Source organism: Leptothrix sp. (in: b-proteobacteria), assembly GCF_965250675.1.
In the GTDB taxonomy this organism is placed as follows: Bacteria; Pseudomonadota; Gammaproteobacteria; order Burkholderiales; family Burkholderiaceae_C; genus Sphaerotilus.
The window spans coordinates 132878-154269 of sequence record NZ_CBDFPH010000006.1 but is presented as its reverse complement, the minus strand read 5'-3'; the positions used below and the strand labels follow the sequence as shown (position 1 = coordinate 154269).

Here is a 21392-nt window from a genome sequence, read left to right as displayed (position 1 = left end):
CCTGACGCATGCGCAGCATCTGCCTGATCCTGACTGTTCTGCTGGGCTTGGTGCACGCCGAGCTGTGGTTCGGTCATTCAGGCGTGCCGCGCGTGCGGGAGCTGAGCAACATGGTCAGCCAGCAACAGGCCCACAACGAAGAGGCGCGCGTGCGCAACGCGCGCCTGCAGGCCGAAGTGCGTGACCTGCAGGAAGGCATGGAAATCATCGAGGAAAAGGCCCGCGCCGAGCTGGGCATGATCCGCGCCGATGAAATCCTGGTGCAGTACGCGCCGCAGCGCTGATGCACCGCCCATGCAGGCCCAGGTCGCACCGCGCCTGCTGCTGCTGGGCGACGAGGCGCTGACGCGGCAGATCGCGGCCCGGCTCTCGGCCCAGTTCACCGGCGTGACCGTCGACACGGCCAGCCACTGGCCTGTTGAAGCAGCTCACAGCGTGGGCCTGACGCTGCTGTGCACCACACCCGAAGCCCGTGCCACCCGCGCTGAATTGCAGGCCGCCCTGCTGCACGCCGGCCAGCCCTTCGGCGTGGCCACCGGCGCAGACGCTGCGGCCTGCGCCCACATGGCCACCCGCGCGTGGCAGGCGCACCTGAACGCCCTCACCCACCCGGCCCCGCGCCCCAGCCTCTGGCGCCACGCCTGCGCCCGCTGCGGCGATGGCGACTGCGAGCGCCGGCTGTTCCAGGACCTGCACGGCCGCCAACACCAAGGACAATGAGCGCCATGGACCACAGTTTCTCTTCCGCGCTCCTGCTGCTGCTGCTCGTGCTCGATCCACTGGGCAGCCTGCCGATCTTCATCTCCATCCTCAAGAACGTGCCGCCCGAGCGACGCACGCGCGTGGCGCTGCGCGAGGCCTCGATCGCGTTTGCCGTGCTGGCGCTGTTCATGGTGGGCGGCCAGCACTTCCTGACGCTGATGCGGCTGTCCGAGCGCTCGCTGGAAGTCGCAGGTGGCGTGATCCTGATCATCATCGCCATCCGCATGATCTTCTCGGGCGGCTCGGAGATCTACGCCCAGGACGGCGAGGCGCGCGAGCCCTTCATCTTCCCGCTGGCGGTGCCGCTGATGGCCGGCCCCTCGGCCATGGCGACCGTGCTGCTGCTGGCCTCGCGCCAGCCCGAGCGCATGCTCGACTGGGCGGGCGCACTGACGGCGGCCATGGTCATCTGCACCGTGGTGCTGCTGAGCGCCGACCGCATCCGCCGCCTGCTGGGTTCGTCGATGGTCTCGGCGATCGAGAAGCTCATGGGCCTGGTGCTGACGGCCATCGCGGTCGAGATGATTCTGGCGGGCCTCAAACGCTACTTCATGAACCCGCTGTGAACGGTTGGAGCGCGATCAGTCGCGCTGGTAGGGCGGCAGCCAGACGCCGCAGTGGCGGCAGAAGTTCGCATCAGGCAGGTGGTCTTCGGTCAGGCAGGTGTGGCAGCTTCGGGTGGTGGTGAGCCGCTCGCCGCGCCGCGAACTCATCTCGGCCGTCACGATGCCGGTGGGCACCGCCAGCACGCCCCAGCCCAGCAGCATCATCAACGAGGTGATCAGGCGGCCGATGTCGGTCTTGGGCGTGATGTCGCCGAAGCCGACGGTCGTCATCGTCGTGATCGCCCAGTACACCGCCACCGGAATGCTGGTGTAGCCGTTGGCGGGCCCCTCGATCACGTACATCAGCGTCCCCATCACCAGCACCACCATCAGCACGAAGCCCACGAACACCACGATCTTGCGTGCGCTGGCTTCCAGCGCCAGGCGCAGGTAGCGGACCTCGGCGGCGTAGCGCGAGAGCTTGAACACCCGCACGATGCGCAGCAAGCGCAGCACCCGCACATCGACCAGCAGATGCAAGCCCGGCACCAGGATGGCCAGGTACGTGGGCAGGATGGACAGCAAGTCGACAACGCCATAGAAGCTGCGTGCATAACGCCACGGGTTGCGCACGCACAGCAGCCGTGCCAGGTATTCGGCGGTGAACAGCAGGGTGAAAAACCATTCGGTCGCCTTGAACCAGGGCTCCCAGCGCTGGGCCAGGCTGGCCACGCTGTCGAGCACCACCACCACGATGCTCAGCAGAATGGCCCAGATCAGCGCCACGTCGAAGCCTCGCCCGGCACGGGTGTCGGCCTCGAAGATGACGGTGTAGAGCGTCAGCCGCCAGCCGGTCAGCGGGCGACCGTAGCGGTCGGCGTCGCTCACCGGGGTGGAGGCAGGTCGAGCAGCGGCCACGGGTCAGCTCCAGTCCAGCGTTTCAAAGGCGGGCGCTTCCAGATACGCCAGCTCGGCCTCGCTGAACCCTGCCGCCAGCCGCGCCGCCCGGTTGAGCGGCGGGCGCAGGCGCGGGGCCTTGTACTGGCGCACCAAGATGCCGTAGTGCGCCACCGGGTCGAGCCCGGCGCGCTCGCAGGCCCAGCGGTACCAGTGGTTGCCGATGGCGACGTGGCCCACCTCGTCGTGCAGGATCACGTCCAGGATCTCGACCGCGCGCAGGTCGCCGGCGCGTTTGAGCTTGGCCTGGATCGGCGGCGTGGCGTCCAGCCCGCGCGCCTCCAGCGTGCGCGGCACCAGCGCCATGCGGGCGATGAAGTCGTCTCGGGTGGCGTGCGTCATGGCCCAGAGGCCGTCGTGGCCGTCGAAGTCGCCGTAGACGTGGCCGAGTGTGGCCAGATGCTCGACCAGCAGCCGGTGGTGCTTGCCCTCTTCCGCCGCCACGCGCAGCCAGTCGAGGTAATACTCACGCGGCAGGCCGGCAAAGCGCCAGCAGGCGTCCAGCGCCAGGTTGATGGCGTTGTGCTCGATGTGCGCAATCGCGTGCAGCAGCGCGGCGCGGCCCTCCAGCGTGAAGGGCGAGCGCGGCGGCACCTTCTCCACTGGCACCAGGCGCGGCAGCGCAGGGCGGCCGGGCAGGTCGGGCGGCTCGGCCAGTTCGGCGTCCGCATCGATGGCGATCAGCTCGCGCTCATCCCACAGCGCTTGCGCAGCCGCTGCCTTTTGCAGCGGATCGGTCAGGCGCAAGGCCTGCAGGGCACGTCGTCTCAAGTCCATCCCTACAATTTTGCCTTTGCCCAGGACAGGAGCGCCGCATGGCCGTCTACCAGCTCGGTGAGCACACGCCCGAGATTCACCCCAGCGCCTATGTGGCCGACAACGCCACCGTGATCGGCAAGGTGCACCTGGCCGAGGACAGCAGCGTCTGGTTCGGCGTGGTGCTGCGCGGCGACACCGACCGCATCCGCGTCGGCCGGGGCAGCAACATCCAGGACAACACGGTGGTGCACACCGATGCGGGCATCGAGGTCGTCATCGGCGACCATGTCACTGTCGGCCACCAGTGCATGCTGCACGGCTGCAGCATCGGCGACGGCTCGCTGATCGGCATCGGTGCCATCGTGCTCAATGGCGCCAGAATCGGCCGCCACTGCCTGGTCGGCGCCGGCTCGCTGGTCACCGAAGGCAAGGAATTCCCCGACCACAGCCTGATCATGGGCAGCCCGGCCCGCGTCGTCAAAACCCTCACGCCCGAACAGGCCGAGCGCCTGGCGCGCGGCGCCGCCCACTACGCCGAAGCCGGCCAGCACTACTCGCAAGCACTCAAGAGAATCGCCTGATGAAAACCGATCCCCACATTGAAGTCACCGACATCGACGGCGGCGAACTGCACAAATTCATCTTCGAAGGCCTGCCCGTGCGCGGCATGCTGGTGCGCCTGACCGGCGCCTGGACCGAGATGCTCGCGCGCCGCGAAGTCGCCGGCGGCTACCCCGAACCGGTGCGCCGCCTGATCGGCGAGATGAGCGCCGCCGGCGTGCTGATGCAGGCCAACATCAAGTTCAACGGCGCGCTGATCCTCCAGATGCAGGGCGACGGCCCCGTCAAGCTGGCCGTGGCCGAGATCCAGCCCGACCTGGCCCTGCGCGCCACCGCCACCGTGGTGGGCGAGGTGCCGGCCGACGCGCAGGTCGAGGCGCTGCTCAACGTGCACGGCCAGGGCCGCTGCGCCATCACCCTCGACCCCAAGGACCGCCAGCCCGGCCAGCAGCCCTACCAGGGCGTGGTGCCGCTGCACGGCGACCAGCGCGAGCCGCTGCAGAAGCTCAGCCAGGTGCTGGAGCACTACATGCTGCAGTCCGAGCAGCTCGACACCACCCTGGTGCTGGCCGCCAACGGCCAGGTCGCCGCCGGCCTGCTGATCCAGCGCCTGCCCATCCTGGGCGAAGGCAACCTGGCCGGCCAGCGCAATGAGGACGAGATCGGGCTCAACGAGCACTACAACCGCATCGCCATCCTGGCCTCGACGCTCAAGGACGAGGAACTGCTCGGCCTGGACACCGACACCATCCTGCGCCGCCTGTTCTGGGAAGAAGACATCCGCCGCTTCCCCGCCCTGACCGGCGAACACGGCCCGCGCTTCGCCTGCAGCTGCAGCCGCGAACGCGTCGGCCGCATGCTCATCAGCTTGGGCCGCGCGGAAGTCGACAGCGTGATCGAGGAGCGCGGCGATGTGGAGATCAACTGCGAGTTCTGCGGCCAGCAATACCACTACGACCCGGTCGACGTGGGCGAACTCTTCAGCCCCGCGCTGATGCAGGCGGGGGGATCGGGGACGGTGCAATGACATTTACTCGAGATTTGTCGTTCGTGATTTTTGCCACGCTGATCGTCTTCAACGCCTTGATGTAGAAAAACCAAAACTCGCCTGAAGCGCCCTTGAGGCGCTACCGTTGCCCTGTCAGAGGTCAAGCCCTTGCCAACAAAGGGCGCCTCTGACGAGCATCAGGGAGAAGGCAATGGACTACTTCGCGCACAGCGCGGATGAGCACGGTCGCAAGCATCTGCTGCGCGTGCATCTCGATTCAGTCGCTGCCATAGCGCGGCAATTCGCCGAACAGCGTCCATGGCGAGACGAGGCGGGGCTGGCCGGTACGGCACACGATCTGGGCAAGTACGGTGACCTGTTCCAGCGCAGACTGGAGGGAGAGGAAGCCGGACTGGATCACTGGACGGCCGGTGCCATTCTTGCCGTCACTGACCCCAAGCTGAAGTCACTGGCAGCTGCACTCGCCATCGAAGGACACCACGTCGGTCTCTGCACTGGTGACTCATCATCATTGATCAGCCGGTTCAAGGCGTCATCCGCACGCCACCCGCTGGGCCTGCGACTGTCAGACGCCAACATCGCCCGACTGAGACAACGCGCCGAGGCTGATGGACTTCGCTTCACAGCACCGGCAGCCCGTGCCATCGACAACCAGCTCACCGGACAAGGTCAGACCGGCACGATGCTCGATGTCCGCCTGCTGTTCTCCTGCCTGGTCGATGCGGATTTTCTCGATACCGAATCGCATTTCCAGGCGGGGCCGGAAGGCAAACGACTCCGCACGGCAGGGCCTTCGCTGCAAGCTCATTTGCCTGATGCACTGGCCTGTCTGGATCGTTACATGGCGAAGACGACAAGCAGCCCACAGCGGTCGAGCGATGTGGTGCGGCAAGTGCGCAGCGAGCTATGGGAGCAAGTCACTGCCGCAGCGGCAGGAGACCATCGCGGGATATTCACGCTGACGGCACCCACAGGCTCCGGCAAAACCCTTGCCATGCTGCAGTTCGCACTGCGCCATGCTGAACAGCACGGACTGCGCCGCATCGTTCTGGCAGTGCCGTATCTGTCGATCATCGAGCAGACCGCGCGGATCTACCGCGAGGTGTTCGCTGGGTTACCCGAGAACTTCATCCTCGAACATCACAGCCTGGCGGGGCTCGGCCAGGAAACATCACGCGGCGACGCAGAACCGCAAGACCGACACGGGGACCAGGAACGTCAGCGACGGCTGCTCGCCGAAAACTGGGACGCTCCGATCATCCTGACCACCAATGTGCAATTGCTGGAATCGTTGTTCTCCAACAGACCCAGTAGTTGCAGAAAACTCCACCGCTTGATGGATGCCGTGGTCCTGTTCGACGAAGCGCAAAGCCTGCCACAAGGACTGACGGTGCCCACGCTGGCAGCGCTGTCGCACTTGAGCCAAGCCTCACGCAGCAGCATCGTGTTCGCCACCGCCACGCAGCCGGCATTCGACCACCTGGATGCAGCGGTCAGCACTCACGCGCCTTCCGGCTGGAAACCCAAGGAGATCGTCGGCGGGCACGCCTCGATGTTCGAGCGACTGGCGCGCGTGGATGTCGAATGGCCCAAGGACGGCCAACGCACCCGCTGGGACACGCTGGCAGACGAACTGGCCGATCAAGAGCAGGTGCTCTGCGTCGTCAATCTCAAACGTCATGCCCATGAGCTCGCCGGTGCGCTGGAAGGCAGGAATGGGTTGCTGCACCTGTCGACCAATCTCTGCACCGCCCATCGGCGTGAAGTGCTGGCGCAAGTTCGCCAACGACTCAACCCAGCCGACCCACAACCCTGCCGGCTGGTCGCCACCCAGTGCATCGAAGCCGGTGTCGATGTGGACTTCCCGGTGGTCTACCGGGCTTTGGCACCGCTAGAAGCCATCGCGCAAGCTGCAGGCCGCTGCAATCGCGAGGGCCGCTTGAGCAGCGGTCGCGTGGTGGTGTTTGAGCCCGAAGGCAAGTCGACCGACACAGACGCCTGGCGGGGCAATTACCCGAACTTCAACTACTGGCAGGCCGCTGCAGTCACTCGGTCGCTCGGCGCCGTCGACATCAACGATCCGGCCTCGTACCAGCGCTACTACCAAAAGCTGTTCGATCTGGCGCGACCGGAGTTGCAGAACAAGGCACTCGATGAGGCGTTGCGCTCCCTCGACTTTCCGGAAGTCGCCAAGCTTTACAGGTTGATCGACACCGACGCGATTCAGGTCGTGGTGCCCTGGAGCCGCGCAACCGGTCAGTTCGCCGACTTGCGCAAGCGAGCACTGCAAGGGGTTGATGCGCTCTGGATGCGCGAGGCCCAGTCACTCGCGGTGGCTGTCTACAGACCCGAGCACGACCACAAGGTCTGGGACTACCTGATGCCCGCCAAGCTGCAATCGAGACGCGGTTCGGCCGATTCCGACGAATGGTTCATCCTCGAAGACCCCCATAGCGACGACCCGGATCGGCGCATGTACGACGACGTCTTCGGCCTGCGCCTGCCGGAGTCGCAGCGAATCATGATTGCCTGAACCCCTTACCGTTCACAGAACGAATCACAAATCAGGAGGATCGATGCACGACAACACCCACACGCTCGAAGTCTGGGGCGACCTGGCCTGCTTCACCCGCCCGGAGATGAAGGTGGAGCGCTTCTCCTACCCCGTCATCACGCCATCGGCGGCTCGGGGCATCTTCGACGCCATCTACTGGGACGGCCGGCGCGAGCAGCGTGGCAAGCGCAGCGTGATGCAGGCGTACTTCTATTGGCAGATCACGCGCATCGAGGTTCTCAAGCACCCGCGCTACATCGCCTTGCGCCGCAACGAAGTCAAAGGCGTGGTGCCCGGCAACGCGGTACTGAACAAGTGGATCAGCGGCGAAGTAAACCCCGAACCGCTGTGGGCCGATGGCGATGATCAGAGCAACGGCCGCACGCAACGGCAGACGATGGCACTCAAGGACGTGCATTACCGCATTACCGCGCGCATTGTTCCCAAAGGGCGTTTCGGCCCGAACATCGCCAAGTTCAACGCCACCTTCGAACGGCGCGCCAAGCAGGGCAAGTGCTTTCAGCAACCCTACTTTGGCTGCCGTGAGTTCCCGGCGTTCTATGAATACGTCGAACGCGAAAGCGCCGTCGAGCACCCGCCCATCGCGCTCGACCAGCACCTGGGTTTCATGCTCTACGACGTCTTCGATCTGGCAGCCGACGAAACACCCGATGTGACCGAGCCCTTCATCTCGGTCTTCGACGCCACCCTTCAGGCCGGTGTCATCAACGTGCCGGCGTTCGAGAGCGCGGCCGTGCGCAAACCGAGGAGCGCCTGATCATGCTGATGGAACTGGCTGAATACGGCCGCACGCTTGGAGGCGAGCCGGGGTTTCGGGTTCGCTCGGTGAAATGGTGTGTGGATCTGGCCCAAGACGGGACGCTGCTTGGCGTGCTGCCGCTGGGTGACGGCAAGAGCGGTCTGCAACTCAACCGATGCCCGGACATGCACAGCATGGTCACAGGCGGTCGGGCTCATTTTCTGGTGGAGTCAGCGCAATACGTCGCGCTGGTTCTGAAGCCTGGATCGGACACCAAGACAATGGAAGGAAGCAAGGTTCGGCACGCATTCTTCTTTCAGATGCTGCAGAAAGCGGCGGCACAACTGCCTGAACTCGACGCTCTGGTGGCAGTGCTTGCCGACGAGAGTGCACGGGATCAGGTGCGCGACGCTCTGCAAGCGGCCAAGGCCAAACCGATGGATTGGGTCACTTGGCGTATCGCCGGAAAAGACCCGCGAGAAAACTTGGCCGTCCAGCAATGGTGGCGTCAATGGCGGGCGGCCGATCTCTCCGATGGGTCGACAGGAAAGAAGGCTCGGGCAAAAGCAGCACCTGCGCGCATGGTTTGCCTTCTCAACGGCGACCTGATCGAACCACTGGCCACTCAACCCAAGATCAATGGCCTCGGCGCGGTCGGTGGATTGGCCATGGGCGACGGCCTCATCGGTTTTGACAAGGCCGCCTTCACGTCGTTCGGGTTGGAGCAGTCCGCCAATGCCGCCATGGGCGCCGTAGCCGCACAAAGCTACGTCGACGGCCTCAACGACCTGATCAGCAACCACTCGGAACGACTGGTCAACGCCCAGGTCGTGCACTGGTTCAAGGATCGTGTCGTCGACGCGGAAGATCCGTATGCCTGGCTGCTCGACATCCAGGACGACGATCAAGTGGCAATCGCGGCGCGCGCCAGGGTGAAGCACCTGCTGACCTCGATCAAGGCCGGTCAGCGCCCTGATTTGGCCGGCAACACCTACTACGCCATCACCTTGTCCGGTGCCTCGGGGCGGGTGATGGTGCGCGACTGGATGGTGGGCTCATTCGAGAGCCTGGTCGGCAATGTCGATGCCTGGTTCGACGACCTGGAGATTGCGCACCGCGACGGCAAAGGCATGGCCCCGGCGCCGAAGTTTCTTGCGGTCGGCGGATCGCTGTTTCTGGCGCTCAAGGACATGCCGGCACCGACTGCCTCGACGCTGTGGCACGTGGCGGCATTCGGCATGCCCATCCCTGCGCCGCTGATGGCTCAGGCCCTCGCGCGATTTCGCATCGATCTCATCAACGATGCCCCGTTCAACCACGCCCGCATGGGCTTCATCAAAGCGTATTTCGTTCGCAAACCCCAAGGAGGTGATCCGCATATGCAAGCCACAGTCAACGAAGAACACCCGGCTCCGGCCTATCACTGCGGGCGCCTGCTCGCGGTGCTGGCCGGGTTGCAGCGCGCCGCGCTGGGCGATGTGGGCGCTGGCGTGGTGCAGCGCTTCTACGCTGCCAGCAGCCAGACGCCGGGACTCACGCTCGGGCGACTGGTCTCGAACGCGCGCAACCACCTCGGCAAGCTCGAAGGCGGCCTGGCATGGTGGTACGAGGACCAGATCGCCAACATCATGAGCCGGCTCGGCGACGGTGCACCCCGCACGCTCGACCTAGAAGGCCAGGGGCTGTTTGCACTTGGCTACTACCAGCAACTGGCTGCATTACGTACCAGCAAGAAGACCGCACAGACGGCTGAAACCACTGAACCAATCCAAGCACAGGGAACATTGCCATGAGTGACAACAACCGCCAGCACATCCAGAACCGCTACGAATTCGTGCTGCTTTTCGATTGCGAAAACGGCAACCCGAATGGTGATCCCGACGCCGGTAACAGCCCACGCATCGACCCGGAGGACATGCACGGGCTGGTCTCCGACGTGATGATCAAGCGGCGCATCCGCAACTACATCCAGATGCGGTTTGGCAATGAAGCGCCCAATGCGATCTTCATCGAGCACGCCACCAACCTGAACCGTCAGATCACCGCCGCACACGTTGCGACCGACGGTGCACCCGCTGGCGGGGGAAACCGAAAACAGGTGGAGAACGCCCGCGACTGGATGTGCCGGCAGTTCTATGACGTGCGTACTTTTGGTGCCGTGATGTCCACAGGCCCCAATGCAGGCCAAGTTCGCGGTCCGGTGCAAGTGGCGTTTTCGCGTTCGCTCGATCCGATCATGCCGATGGAAGCCGCCATTACCCGTATGGCGGTGGCCGAGAAAGTCAAGGATGCAAAGACCACTGCCGACTACGACGCATGGGCCAACCTGCAGGAAGAAGACAAGCTGCGCACGATGGGCCGCAAGGCGCTGATCCCCTACGGCCTCTACGCCACCAAAGGCTTCATCTCCGCGCACCTCGCCGCCGGCACCGGCTTCAAGGATGACGACCTGGATCACCTGTGGGCGGCCCTGACGCAGATGTTCGACCACGACCGCTCCGCCTCCAAGGGCGTGATGGCCAGCCGCGAGTTGCTGGTGTTCAAGCACGTGGGTGCAGACAACGGTGACCCGGCAGCGCAGGTGCGCCAGGCCATGCTCGGCTGTGCGCCAGCCCATCGACTGATCGACCTGGGTCGCAGCGGGGATGAAGGCAAGGTGATTGACGTTACCAAGAAAGCCGAGGGCGCCTCGCCACGCCGGTTTGAAGACTACGTTGTGACCGTGCATGCCGACCGGATGCCAGCGGGTGTTGAACTATGGCGCTGGGACTTCGATGCCGGCAAGCTGGTTCAAGTGACGGCCTGACACGCCAAGGTGACGCCCATGGACGAACCGATCGACCCCGTCAACGTCTCCGCGCTGAACCAGTACGCCTACTGCCCAAGGCGTTGCGGCCTGATCTACCTCGACGGTGAGTTCAAGGACAACATCCACACCGAGCGCGGCAATGCCGAGCATGCCCGGGTGGACCGGGCGTCACACACCACCAGCAAGGCGGGCGCGCGCATCGAGTACGCCCTGCCGGTCTGGAGCGACCGGCTCGGCCTGATCGGCAAGTGCGACGTGGTCGAGTTCTGGCCCGATGGCACGATCTACCCGGTCGAATACAAGCACGGCCGTCGCAAGCAGCATGACAACGACGACCTGCAACTGGCCGCACAGGCCTTGTGCCTGGAAGAGATGTTCCAGCGTCCCGTCACCCTCGGCGCCATCTTTCATGCCAGCAGCAAGCGGCGCCGCGAGGTGAGTTTCGATGTCACGCTGCGCGACAAGACCGAAGTCATCGTTGCGCAGATCCGCAGCTTGCTGCAGCAGCAGAAGCTGCCTCATGGCGTCAACGACAAACGCTGCGGCGAATGCTCCATGCGCGACATCTGCCTGCCGCAAATCGGTACGACGGGCGCCATCGCAGCCGACCTGAGTGCGCACCTGTTTGATTGACGCCGGAACCCGCCATGCAACTCCTCAACACCCTCTACATCACTCTGCCCGACAGCTACCTGAGGCTTGACAACGACACCCTGCGCATCGTCGATGAAGACAAGGAAACTCGGCTGCGCGTGCCGCTTCACCACCTGCAGGCGGTGGTGTGTTTCGGCCATGTCGGGCTGAGCGCCAAGCTGATGCACCGGCTGGCCGAAGACGGCATCGCGCTGGTGCTACTGGACGCCAACGGCCGCTTCAAGGCTCGACTGGAAGGTGAGGTCAGCGGCAACGTGCTGCTGCGCCGCGCGCACCACCAAGCCATCGACAACGCCGTGTTCACGCTGGAGGCGGCGCGCTGCATCGTCGCCGGCAAGCTGCGCAACCAGCGGCAAGTCCTGCTGCGCGGCGCCCGCGAAGCCAAGGATGCCGGCGAAGAAGCACAGATCACGCGCGCTGCGCTGGACTTGGCCGCCAGCCTGCGAGCCCTGCCCGATGCTGCCAACTTGGATGTGATTCGCGGCATCGAAGGCGAGGCTGCGCGCACTTACTTTGGCGCGCTCAACCTGCTCGTGCGGCCAGACAAGCGCGAACAATTTCAGATGAACGGCCGCAGCCGTCGTCCGCCGCGCGACCGCATGAACGCGCTGCTGAGCTTTTTCTACTCGATGTGGATGAACGACTGCCGCAGCGCCATCGAGGCAGCCGGACTCGACCCGCAGATGGGTTTTTTGCACGCGCTGCGCCCGGGCCGCGCGGCGCTGGCACTCGATCTGATGGAGGAGTTCCGTCCCTTTGCAGATCGGTTGGCGCTCACGCTGGTCAACCGCGCCCAGGTGAAGGAGAGCGACTTTGTCGAGCGCGAGGGCGGCGCCGTCTTGCTCGAAGGCGACGCGCGCAAGGCCATTGTCGTGGCGTACCAGGAGCGCAAGCAGGAAGAACTGACCCACCCGCTGCTGGCCGAAAGCCTGCCGCTGGGCCTGGTGCCGCTGGTGCAGGCCCGCCTGCTGGCGCGCCACGTGCGTGGCGAAGCACCAAGCTACGTGCCGTTCGCCATGCGCTGATCCAGATTCAAAAATAACGGGGAGACACCATACTGGTCATCGTCTGCTATGACGTCAACACCGAAGACCGCGCCGGCCGACGCCGCCTTCGCCGTGTCGCCCGGGTCTGTGAAGGCACCGGGCAACGCGTTCAGAAATCGGTGTTCGAGTGCCAGGTGACGCTGGCACAGATGGAGGACCTGGAGCGCCGCCTGCTGCATGAAATCGACCTCGACACCGATTGCCTGCGCCTCTACCGCATGGCCGACACACGAGGCTGCGAAGTGCGCGAGCACGGCAAGTTCAAGGCCACGGACTTCGAGAATCCGCTGGTTCTATGATGTCTTCCGCGCGAACCCCAAGTGACCGCCCTGGTCACCACAGGGTTCGCGCAAGCCGTAAGTCCCCGTCCCGCAAGGAAAAGCATGCAGCGCAGTTGGCTGAAGGCTGATCGACGCAAGACCCGCACCTCAGGTTCGCGCGCAATGCGCAATTTGAGTAAGGATTTCAAGGACTTGGACACGCGGTGTCGCCCACCGGGAAACTGGTGGGCGTGGATTGAAACATGATTTCCCCCATATCAGGGCGGCGACCGCCGAAGTCGCCCACCGGGAAACTGGTGGGCGTGGATTGAAACGAAGTTGAACAGGCCGCCCAGGTACGATGAGAATGGTCGCCCACCGGGAAACTGGTGGGCGTGGATTGAAACTCAATCTTGCCGCGCAGAACTTCGCGCCAGTACAGGTCGCCCACCGGGAAACTGGTGGGCGTGGATTGAAACGATCACCGCAACAGCGACGAGATCGACGCCCTCTACGTCGCCCACCGGGAAACTGGTGGGCGTGGATTGAAACCAGCTACGGCGGCGGCAATCTTGGCGTCCTGGGCGGTCGCCCACCGGGAAACTGGTGGGCGTGGATTGAAACAAGACATTCTTCCGCTGGCTCGCCAGCCCGCACCCCGTCGCCCACCGGGAAACTGGTGGGCGTGGATTGAAACAACTTCACCGAACGCGAGCTGATTGATCTCGCCAGTCGCCCACCGGGAAACTGGTGGGCGTGGATTGAAACACCTCCGCCTCTCGCCGCCTCACCAGCCCCGGCAGGTCGCCCACCGGGAAACTGGTGGGCGTGGATTGAAACTTCCACCACTGGTCCACGCGATCGGCGTAGCCGGCGTCGCCCACCGGGAAACTGGTGGGCGTGGATTGAAACTCGCAGCCGGTGACGCGTCGCAGCCCCTCGACAGGTCGCCCACCGGGAAACTGGTGGGCGTGGATTGAAACGTTGAGGTACAGCGACGAGATGCCCGACAGCTGTGGTCGCCCACCGGGAAACTGGTGGGCGTGGATTGAAACACGCTCAACCCCGACCAGTCAACCACGCCCGGCGGTCGCCCACCGGGAAACTGGTGGGCGTGGATTGAAACTTGCCCCTTGCCCCCTTCACCTGGTGGCCGCTATTGTCGCCCACCGGGAAACTGGTGGGCGTGGATTGAAACTGGCCGCTGTCAGCCTTGAACGACAGGCCAAGGCCGTCGCCCACCGGGAAACTGGTGGGCGTGGATTGAAACTGGTGACGGCATACCCGCTCACTGGCATCACGGGGTCGCCCACCGGGAAACTGGTGGGCGTGGATTGAAACATCGGCCCGGCCCTTGAGCGCCTGGGCAGAAAGCGTCGCCCACCGGGAAACTGGTGGGCGTGGATTGAAACCATCCTGCTGGCGGGCGTGACGGCCTCGGCTGCGGTCGCCCACCGGGAAACTGGTGGGCGTGGATTGAAACCAATGAACTCTGTGGATTGCATGCATGACTATCGGTCGCCCACCGGGAAACTGGTGGGCGTGGATTGAAACAATCAAAACCGATTCAACGGGCGTGGTGGGTTCGAGTCGCCCACCGGGAAACTGGTGGGCGTGGATTGAAACACGCTGTGGGCTGGCGTCAACGGACACGGGAAGAGGTCGCCCACCGGGAAACTGGTGGGCGTGGATTGAAACGTGGCACTCGCCGGGCATGAATCCGACGCCATCGGTCGCCCACCGGGAAACTGGTGGGCGTGGATTGAAACATCAAAACCAGCCGTCCCAGACGCAGGGGTTGAGGTCGCCCACCGGGAAACTGGTGGGCGTGGATTGAAACAGCGCGACGGCCAACAACCTTGCGCTGTCGCCGAGTCGCCCACCGGGAAACTGGTGGGCGTGGATTGAAACACTCGCTGTTCGACCAAGGGGCGATGTTCGACAAGTCGCCCACCGGGAAACTGGTGGGCGTGGATTGAAACGATTTCATCCAGGAACAGGTCGCGCACGGGCATGGGTCGCCCACCGGGAAACTGGTGGGCGTGGATTGAAACGATCCAGTCGCCCGCATAACGGTCACCCGCCGTACCGTCGCCCACCGGGAAACTGGTGGGCGTGGATTGAAACACGCTGTACGGCCCCGGCACGGCCCAGCACCAGGGTCGCCCACCGGGAAACTGGTGGGCGTGGATTGAAACGATTTCATCCAGGAACAGGTCGCGCACGGGCATGGGTCGCCCACCGGGAAACTGGTGGGCGTGGATTGAAACAGTCTGTGCCCGCTGCGGCGGTATTGTCTGCGTTGTCGCCCACCGGGAAACTGGTGGGCGTGGATTGAAACTCCAGCGCGTCGCGCAGCGTCAGCCGCTTGCGCTCGTCGCCCACCGGGAAACTGGTGGGCGTGGATTGAAACATCCAAGTCCCTGGCGACGTATTCGGGCTCTGCTGGTCGCCCACCGGGAAACTGGTGGGCGTGGATTGAAACGCATATACCAGCGGTCCGACCCGGCGCACGGTGGCAGTCGCCCACCGGGAAACTGGTGGGCGTGGATTGAAACCGGACAAAACTCAAGGGCCGAGGAATCCGGGTGAGTCGCTCATCGAGAGACTGGTGGGATTTTTGCAGCTGGGCCCGTCACCCCACCGAACTGCGCAGCGCATCCCGCACCAGGCCGTCGATGCGGTCGGTGATGCGGGACAACTCGCCAGCCACCACCGCGAACTCACGGCCTGAGGCGGTGGGGCGGGCGGCCACCACCTGGGCGTTGAAGGCAACGATGCGGGCCTGCATGGAGATGGCTTCGATCTCGCCCATCACGTCGACCAGGTGCTGGCGCGACTGGGTGGCTTGGCGCCGGGCCAGGTCTTCGTAGGTCTGCGTGATCTGGTTGAGCACGGCCAGCAGCGGCGTGCCTCTTTCGACCAGTTGGTCGAGCAGAGCCGAGGCACTGGCGGCTCGCGCCTCGATCGCCTCGTGAACCCGCTGGGCCAGCGCGATGAAGGCCTTGATCATGGCGTCGCCACCGAGGGCACTGCTGCCGGGCCGCGTGCCGTGATAGGCCTGCCGCAATTCATCGCAGTACACGCCGGGCAAGTCGGCGCTGTGGCCATCCATCAGCAGATGATGGGCTTCGGCAAAGGTGGCCAGGGCGTCGCGCGACACCTGCAAGGCACCCTCGCGTCCGTGCGCGGCCAGCAGGGCGTAGAGCACCAGGCGCTGCGAGGTGAATCGGCGCCGGCCCGAGAGGTTGATCAGCCGGCCGAACACTTCGCCCGACAGCCTCGAAGGAGCACCTGCGGGATGCGCTCTCGCGGGTTGTGCATGCTGCATGAGTCGACTCCGGTGCATCGTTGCCGCATCGATCCAGTCGACACGGGACGCCTGATGACGCCACATCGTGTGGTGCAAGGCCTGTACCCGGAATTGATCAACGTCGAGCGGGCCTGAGCCAGGCCGATCAATGCCGCCAGAAATTCACGAACATGTCAGCCGCAAACCCGGTTGCGCCCGGCGGTCTTGGCCGCGTAGAGGCGCTCGTCAACCATGCGCACGAGTTGGTTGAGGTCGAGCGCAGGTCGCCATTGGGCCACGCCGATGCTGACGGTCAGGCTGATGTGCGGGCCGTCTCGGGACAGGCCGTCGTGCGGGATGCGCAGGCTGGCGACGGCGGCACGCCAGCGTTCGGCCACATGCAGCGCTTCGGGCAGGGGGGTGTCGGTGAGCAAGGCAATGAACTCCTCGCCCCCAAAGCGGGCCAGCAGGTCGCCTGAGCGCAGGTCGGCCTGCACGGCACAGGTCAGGCTCAACAGGGCCTGGTCGCCAGCACCATGGCCGTGCTGATCGTTGATGGCCTTGAAGTGGTCGGCGTCGATCATGAGCAGGCAGAGTGGGCGGCCATGGCGCGCGCTGGCGTCGATGGCGCTGCGGGCGGCATCCAGGAAATAGCGCCGGTTCCAGATGCCGGTCAGGCTGTCGGTATGCGCCAGGTTGATGAGCCGTTGGTTGGCGTGCTCCAGCGCCTGGGTGCGTTCGGCCACGCGCTGCTCCAGCGCCTGGTTGACACGGGTCAGCTCGGCGTGGGCGGCTTGCAGTTGCGATTCGGCCTCGCGCATGGCGGTCACATCGCGCTGGATGCCGACGTAGGCGATGAGCTGCTGGTCAGCGTCGCGCACGGGCGCCAGGGTCAGGTCGTTCCAGAACAGGCTGCCGTCCTTGCGGTAGTTGCGCAGCAGGACGTGCACCGGCTCGCCTTGGCGCAAGGCGGCCTGCACGCGCGGCAACTCGGGTTGATCGCGGTGCTCGCCCTGCAGAAAGCGGCAGTTGCGGCCGATGACTTCGGCCAGGCTGTAGCCGGTCAGGGCTTCGAAGCTGGGGTTGACATAGGTGATGGGCAGGTCGGGTTGCAGGGCGTCGGCGATCACGACGCCCTCACCGATCGACTCGATGGCCCGGTTGCGCAGGCGCAGATCGGCGTTGCGCTGGCGCAGTTCGTTCACGACGGCCGCGATCAACAGCGCGCTGAGGCTGAAGCTGAACAGGAACGCCTGTACTTGCAGCACCGCGTGGGCCGCGTTGGCGTCGGCAAACGGGCCAAGTCCGCGGCGCGTGCATTCGATGGCAATGACACCGATGATCAGGCAGACCCCCGCCACGCTGCGGGCGCCGAACCGCGCAGCCACCCAGATCGCCAGTGGGAACAGCAGCACCGGCAGGGCGGGTGATGGCCGTCCATCGTCGGCCGCGCAAGAAAATACCAACAGGCTGGCAATCACCGCCAGGACCAGCAGCGCCGCGAATTCCAGGCGCATGCGATGTCGGGTGACCCAGGGCATGGCGTCGACCCAGGCCAGCAGCGGCGGCGTGAGCATCAGCAGGCCCAGGCTGTCGCCCAGCCACCAGAGCTGCCAGTAGGTCCAGAGGTTTTCGGTGCCGCCCACGCTGTAGCGAAACACCAGCGCGCCGGCTGCTCCGGCCAGCGCACAGGTCACGCCCAGCACGCCCAGGCAAAAGGCCGACACGGCGCGCAGGCGGTCAAAGCTGAAACGCGGCGGCGCATCAAGCCGCCCCAGCCAGAGCGCTGCCAGCGTCACTTCACCCGCATTGACCAGCCCGAACAGCACGGACTGCAGCAGGGTGAAGTGGTCGGAATCCGCCAGCACTTCCGCTACCAGCATCGCGGCCAGAAACCCGGGCCAGCGGCGGCGCGGGCTGCGCAGCAACGCCACCAGCAGCACGGCGTTGGCCGGCCACAGGAAGACGATGCCTTCGCTCATCAGCGTGGTGGTGCTGGCCAGCAATGCTGCAGCGTAGAACCCCAGACCCGCCAGCAGCGGGTGCCACCATGCGGTGAGGGGCAGCGCAGTAGCGTCGGTTTTCATATGCCGAGAACTGTAACGGCGACCCCCAGGCACCCGACCTGTTCGTTGGCGCACAGCGACACAACGCCGCTGCGCCACATCAATATTCATTCAGTAACACGGCTGGATGGCCGATGGCGCCCGAGTGACCTCCCGGAGTGCAAACACCGACACGCCCTTTTACACTGGCATTTCGCTTGCTACCCGTGAGGTGGCAAACCCAGTTCTCACCCTTCATCAAGGACGCTCATGACTCGCTGGACTACACGTCGTTTTCTGAAAACCGCCGGTTTCGTTACCGCCGCGCTGGTGCTCGCCGCTTGCGGCAAGAAGGAAGAAGCTGCGGCGCCTGCCGCATCGGCCGCCGTGGCACCGCCGCCGCCCGCCAAGGTCTACGTGGTGGGCACCGACGCGGCCTACGCACCGTTCGAGTCGCAGAACGAGAAGGGCGAGATCGTCGGCTTCGACATCGATGTGGTGCGCGCCGCAGCGGCCAAGGCCGGCATCGAGGTCAAGTTCGTCAACACGCCGTGGGAAGGCATCTTCAACAACCTGGCCCAGGGCGACCGTGACCTGCTGGTGTCGGCCGTGACCATCACCGACGAGCGCAAGCAGACCATGGACTTCAGTACGCCGTACTTCGATGCGATCCAGTTGATCGCGGTGAAGGAAAACTCCAAGGTCGCCAAGTTCGACGACCTGAAGAAGCTCAAGGTCGGCGTGCAGACCGGCACCACCGGCGACGAGGTCGTGACCAAGCTGCTGGGCAAGAACAGCACTAACGTCAAGCGTTTCGAGTCGACCCCGCTGGCACTCAAGGAACTGGAAGCCGGCGGCGTGGACGCCGTGGTGGCCGACAACGGCGTGGTGATCCACTACGTGGCCAACAACGCCGGCACCAAGTTCAAGACCGTGGCCGACACCAAGAGCTTCGCGCCCGAGCAGTACGGCATCGCCTTCAAGAAGGGCAACACCGAACTGCTGGAGAAGTTCAACAAGGGCCTGGCCGACATCAAGGCCGACGGCAGCTACGACAAGCTGTTCGCGCAGTACTTCGGTGCAGCCCCGGCAGCCGCTGCAGAAGCTGCGTCCAAGTAAAAGTCAACGGCACTGCACGGCAGGCACAAAGGCGGGTGGCAGCACCCGCCTTTTTTCATGGCGAGGCGGTCTTGCTTTCGTCCGGCGCCGCGCGCCACCAGGCCTCGAACTGCTCGGCCGGCATGGGCCGCGCGAACAGGAAACCCTGGCCGACGGCACAGCCGTCCTGGCGCAGCAGGTCGCGCTGGGCGGATTCCTCGATGCCTTCGGCCACCACCTCCAGGCCCAGGCCGCGCGCCAGCGCGATGATGGTGGCGGCAATGCTGCGGTCGGCCGAATCGGTGGCGATGTTGTGCACAAAGCTGCGGTCGATCTTGAGCATGTCGACCGGCAGGCGCTTGAGGTAGGACAGGCTCGAATAACCGGTGCCGAAATCGTCGATCGCCAGCCGCACGCCCGCCGCGCGCAGGCCGGTGAGCAAGGCGGTGGGGTCGGCGTCGCCCATCAGCAGGGTCGATTCGGTGATCTCTAGCTCCAGGATGCCGGCCGGAATGGCGTGCCGCGCCAGCAGGCGGCGCAGGTGGTCGGCCAGGCGGACGTCGGTGAAATGCCGCGCGCCCAGGTTCACGGCCACCGGGATCCAGCCCAGCCCGCAGGCCTGCCAGCGGGCGATCTGGGCGCAGGCTTCTTCGAGCATCCATTCGCCGATGGCGACGATCAGGTCCAGCGACTCGGCTGCCGGAATGAAGCGGCCCGGCGGGATGAAGCCCTGCTCCGGGTGCTGCCAGCGCACCAGCGCCTCGGCGCCCACCGGACGGCCGGTGGCGAGGTCGATCTTGGGCTGATACCAGCTGCGCAACTCGCCCGCCGGAATGGCGCGGCGCAGCGCAGACACCAGAATGAGCCGCTCCAGCGACTCGACGTTCATCTGCGGGTCGTAGAAGCGGATGGCGTTGCGGCCATCGCTCTTGGCGCCGTAGAGCGCGGTCTCGGCGTTCTTGAGCAGCGCATCGAAGTCCGCACCGTCGCTGGGGTAGACGCTGATGCCGGCCGACACGGTGACGGCCAGCTCATGGCCCTCGATGCGAAACGGCACGCTCATCTGGTCGAGCAGGCTGCGCGCCAGATCACCGGCCTGATCACGTCCGGCCAACGTGGTCATGACCAGGAACTCGTCGCCGCCCAGGCGGCCGACCATCATGCCCTGCGCAGCCAGCGCACGCAGCCGATCCGCCAGCTCGACCAGCAAGCTGTCACCGGCGTGGTGACCCATGGAGTCGTTGATGGCCTTGAAGTTGTCCACGCCCAGCACCACCAGCACCGAGCCCAGGCGCGCATCGCGCCGGCTGACCAGCAGCGCGCGGGTGCGCTCGGCAATGGTCAGGCGATTGGGCAGATCGGTCAGCAGGTCGTGGGTGCTGAGGTAGCGGCTGCGGTCTTCGGCCTCGCGCAGGCTGGACACGTCGATGCCGATGCCGACGTAGTGCGTCAACCGGCCTTCCTCGTTGCGCAGCACGCTGATGGTCTGGATCAGCGCATAGAGCCGGCCGTCCTTGGCGCGGTTCCAGAACTCGCCCTGAAAGCTGCCCTGCTCCTTGAGCTGGCGCCACATGCCGGCGTAGAAATGCCGGTCCTGGCGGCCCGAGCGCACCAGGCGCGGGTTCTTGCCCAGCACCTCTTCAGCGGTGTAGCCGGTGATGCGGGTGAAAGCAGCGTTGACGGCGACGATGTTGCGCTGCGCATCGGTCACGATGATCGACTCATTGGCCGAGTCGAAGATGCGCGCCGCCAGCCGCGCATGCGCTTCTTCGGCCTTGCGCAGGGTGATGTTCTGCAGCGTGCCGATCACCTCGGTCAGGTGCCCCTGGGCGTCGCGCTGGACTTCGGCCTGGACATGAACCCATTGGGTCAGGCGGTCCTTGTCCTCCGCCGCCAGCCGGAATTCCAGATCGATCGGGCCGTGGCGCAGCGCTTGGCGCCAGTGGCGGCGCACACGGGCCCGGTCCAGCCGGGCCACCAGGTTCATCACGCAGTCAAGCCCCATGCGGCAGCCCGGCGGCTGGCCCAGGATGCGGCAGGCCAGGTCGGAAAATTCCAGAACCTCCCGGCCGTGCCAACTGCCCAGCCCTGCCACGGTCTGGGCGCGGGCCAGGTGTTCAAGGCTGCGCTGCAGTTGCCGGGACAAAGCCTGCAGGGCCGCTTCGACCGTCTGAGGGTCGGTGGTGCCCTGCGTCACGGGATCGGGTAAAAAAATGTGAGGACGAGGCATCTCAAACAACGGCTTCTGACGGTGCCAGCTCCCTTTTTATAGACCAGAGTG

At 65.2% G+C, this 21392-nt stretch carries 18 protein-coding genes and 1 CRISPR repeat array; of the genes, 13 read left to right on the top strand and 5 right to left on the bottom strand.

Annotated elements, in window-relative coordinates:
- Positions 1 to 8 precede the first annotated feature (8 nt).
- Genes ftsB through AC5IG3_RS08195 form a run of 3 tightly spaced genes read left to right on the top strand, consistent with a single transcriptional unit; the run spans position 9 to position 1328 of the window.
- Positions 9 to 284: a cell division protein FtsB gene (gene ftsB / locus AC5IG3_RS08205; RefSeq protein WP_491905803.1), complete on the top strand. Its 276-nt coding sequence runs from the start codon at positions 9 to 11 to the stop codon at positions 282 to 284.
- Positions 250 to 720: a hypothetical protein gene (locus AC5IG3_RS08200; protein ID WP_491905802.1), complete on the top strand. Its 471-nt coding sequence runs from the start codon at positions 250 to 252 to the stop codon at positions 718 to 720. The genes ftsB and AC5IG3_RS08200 overlap by 35 nt, the downstream gene beginning before the upstream one ends.
- 5 nt (positions 721 to 725) lie before the next feature.
- Entirely contained in the window at positions 726 to 1328 is a 603-nt protein-coding gene (locus AC5IG3_RS08195) for a MarC family protein (protein WP_491905801.1), read from the top strand.
- A gap of 15 nt (positions 1329 to 1343) precedes the next feature.
- Here the strand turns inward: AC5IG3_RS08195 and AC5IG3_RS08190 are convergent, their stop codons facing one another.
- Together AC5IG3_RS08190 and AC5IG3_RS08185 are read right to left on the bottom strand one after the other, a co-directional pair.
- Positions 1344 to 2225, bottom strand: coding sequence for an ion transporter (locus AC5IG3_RS08190; RefSeq protein ID WP_491905800.1), 882 nt, complete (start codon positions 2223 to 2225; stop codon positions 1344 to 1346).
- Between the two features lie 3 nt (positions 2226 to 2228).
- Entirely contained in the window at positions 2229 to 3041 is an 813-nt protein-coding gene (locus AC5IG3_RS08185; RefSeq protein WP_491905799.1) for a ferritin-like domain-containing protein, read from the bottom strand.
- 38 nt (positions 3042 to 3079) lie between these two features.
- Here AC5IG3_RS08185 and AC5IG3_RS08180 point away from each other — a divergent pair, with 38 nt between their 5' ends.
- The 9 genes from AC5IG3_RS08180 (at position 3080) to cas2 (ending at position 12715) form a co-directional block, all read left to right on the top strand.
- On the top strand, positions 3080 to 3604 hold the full coding sequence (locus tag AC5IG3_RS08180; protein WP_491905798.1) for a gamma carbonic anhydrase family protein: 525 nt from the start codon (positions 3080 to 3082) through the stop codon (positions 3602 to 3604).
- The gene (gene hslO / locus AC5IG3_RS08175; RefSeq protein WP_491905797.1) at positions 3604 to 4611 is read left to right on the top strand and encodes an Hsp33 family molecular chaperone HslO; all 1008 of its coding nucleotides are present in this window, start codon (positions 3604 to 3606) and stop codon (positions 4609 to 4611) included. Before AC5IG3_RS08180 ends, hslO begins: the two co-directional genes overlap by 1 nt.
- Before the next feature lie 172 nt (positions 4612 to 4783).
- Complete coding sequence (locus tag AC5IG3_RS08170; RefSeq protein ID WP_491905796.1) at positions 4784 to 7126, top strand: CRISPR-associated endonuclease Cas3''; 2343 nt, start codon at positions 4784 to 4786, stop codon at positions 7124 to 7126.
- A 43-nt stretch (positions 7127 to 7169) separates the two neighbouring features.
- On the top strand, positions 7170 to 7925 hold the full coding sequence (gene cas5c / locus AC5IG3_RS08165; RefSeq protein ID WP_491905795.1) for a type I-C CRISPR-associated protein Cas5c: 756 nt from the start codon (positions 7170 to 7172) through the stop codon (positions 7923 to 7925).
- A gap of 2 nt (positions 7926 to 7927) precedes the next feature.
- The gene (cas8c, locus tag AC5IG3_RS08160) at positions 7928 to 9700 is read left to right on the top strand and encodes a type I-C CRISPR-associated protein Cas8c/Csd1 (RefSeq protein WP_491905794.1); all 1773 of its coding nucleotides are present in this window, start codon (positions 7928 to 7930) and stop codon (positions 9698 to 9700) included.
- Positions 9697 to 10713, top strand: a complete 1017-nt coding sequence (gene cas7c, locus AC5IG3_RS08155; protein WP_491905793.1) for a type I-C CRISPR-associated protein Cas7/Csd2 — start codon at positions 9697 to 9699, stop codon at positions 10711 to 10713. The genes cas8c and cas7c overlap by 4 nt, the downstream gene beginning before the upstream one ends.
- Positions 10714 to 10731: 18 nt before the next feature.
- A complete protein-coding gene (gene cas4, locus AC5IG3_RS08150; protein WP_491905792.1) occupies positions 10732 to 11349 on the top strand; it encodes a CRISPR-associated protein Cas4 in 618 nt (205 codons plus the stop codon).
- Between the two features lie 14 nt (positions 11350 to 11363).
- Positions 11364 to 12395, top strand: a complete 1032-nt coding sequence (gene cas1c / locus AC5IG3_RS08145) for a type I-C CRISPR-associated endonuclease Cas1c (RefSeq protein ID WP_491905791.1) — start codon at positions 11364 to 11366, stop codon at positions 12393 to 12395.
- 29 nt (positions 12396 to 12424) lie between these two features.
- Positions 12425 to 12715, top strand: a complete 291-nt coding sequence (cas2, locus tag AC5IG3_RS08140) for a CRISPR-associated endonuclease Cas2 (RefSeq protein WP_491905908.1) — start codon at positions 12425 to 12427, stop codon at positions 12713 to 12715.
- 187 nt (positions 12716 to 12902) lie between these two features.
- Positions 12903 to 15234: a CRISPR direct-repeat array (repeat unit 37 nt; unit sequence GTCGCCCACCGGGAAACTGGTGGGCGTGGATTGAAAC).
- 77 nt (positions 15235 to 15311) lie between these two features.
- On the opposite strand, the gene AC5IG3_RS08135 is transcribed toward cas2, so the two are convergent.
- The gene (locus tag AC5IG3_RS08135) at positions 15312 to 16007 is read right to left on the bottom strand and encodes a type IV pili methyl-accepting chemotaxis transducer N-terminal domain-containing protein (RefSeq protein WP_491905790.1); all 696 of its coding nucleotides are present in this window, start codon (positions 16005 to 16007) and stop codon (positions 15312 to 15314) included.
- Between the two features lie 155 nt (positions 16008 to 16162).
- Complete coding sequence (locus tag AC5IG3_RS08130) at positions 16163 to 18055, bottom strand: sensor domain-containing diguanylate cyclase (protein ID WP_491905789.1); 1893 nt, start codon at positions 18053 to 18055, stop codon at positions 16163 to 16165.
- A gap of 228 nt (positions 18056 to 18283) precedes the next feature.
- On the opposite strand from AC5IG3_RS08130, the gene AC5IG3_RS08125 reads away from it, so the two are divergent.
- Positions 18284 to 19132, top strand: a complete 849-nt coding sequence (locus AC5IG3_RS08125; RefSeq protein ID WP_491905788.1) for a basic amino acid ABC transporter substrate-binding protein — start codon at positions 18284 to 18286, stop codon at positions 19130 to 19132.
- Positions 19133 to 19187: 55 nt separating this feature from the next.
- On the opposite strand, the gene AC5IG3_RS08120 is transcribed toward AC5IG3_RS08125, so the two are convergent.
- Positions 19188 to 21341 (bottom strand): putative bifunctional diguanylate cyclase/phosphodiesterase, encoded by a 2154-nt coding sequence (locus tag AC5IG3_RS08120; RefSeq protein WP_491905787.1) that lies wholly within the window; start codon positions 21339 to 21341, stop codon positions 19188 to 19190.
- Positions 21342 to 21392: the final 51 nt, after the last annotated feature.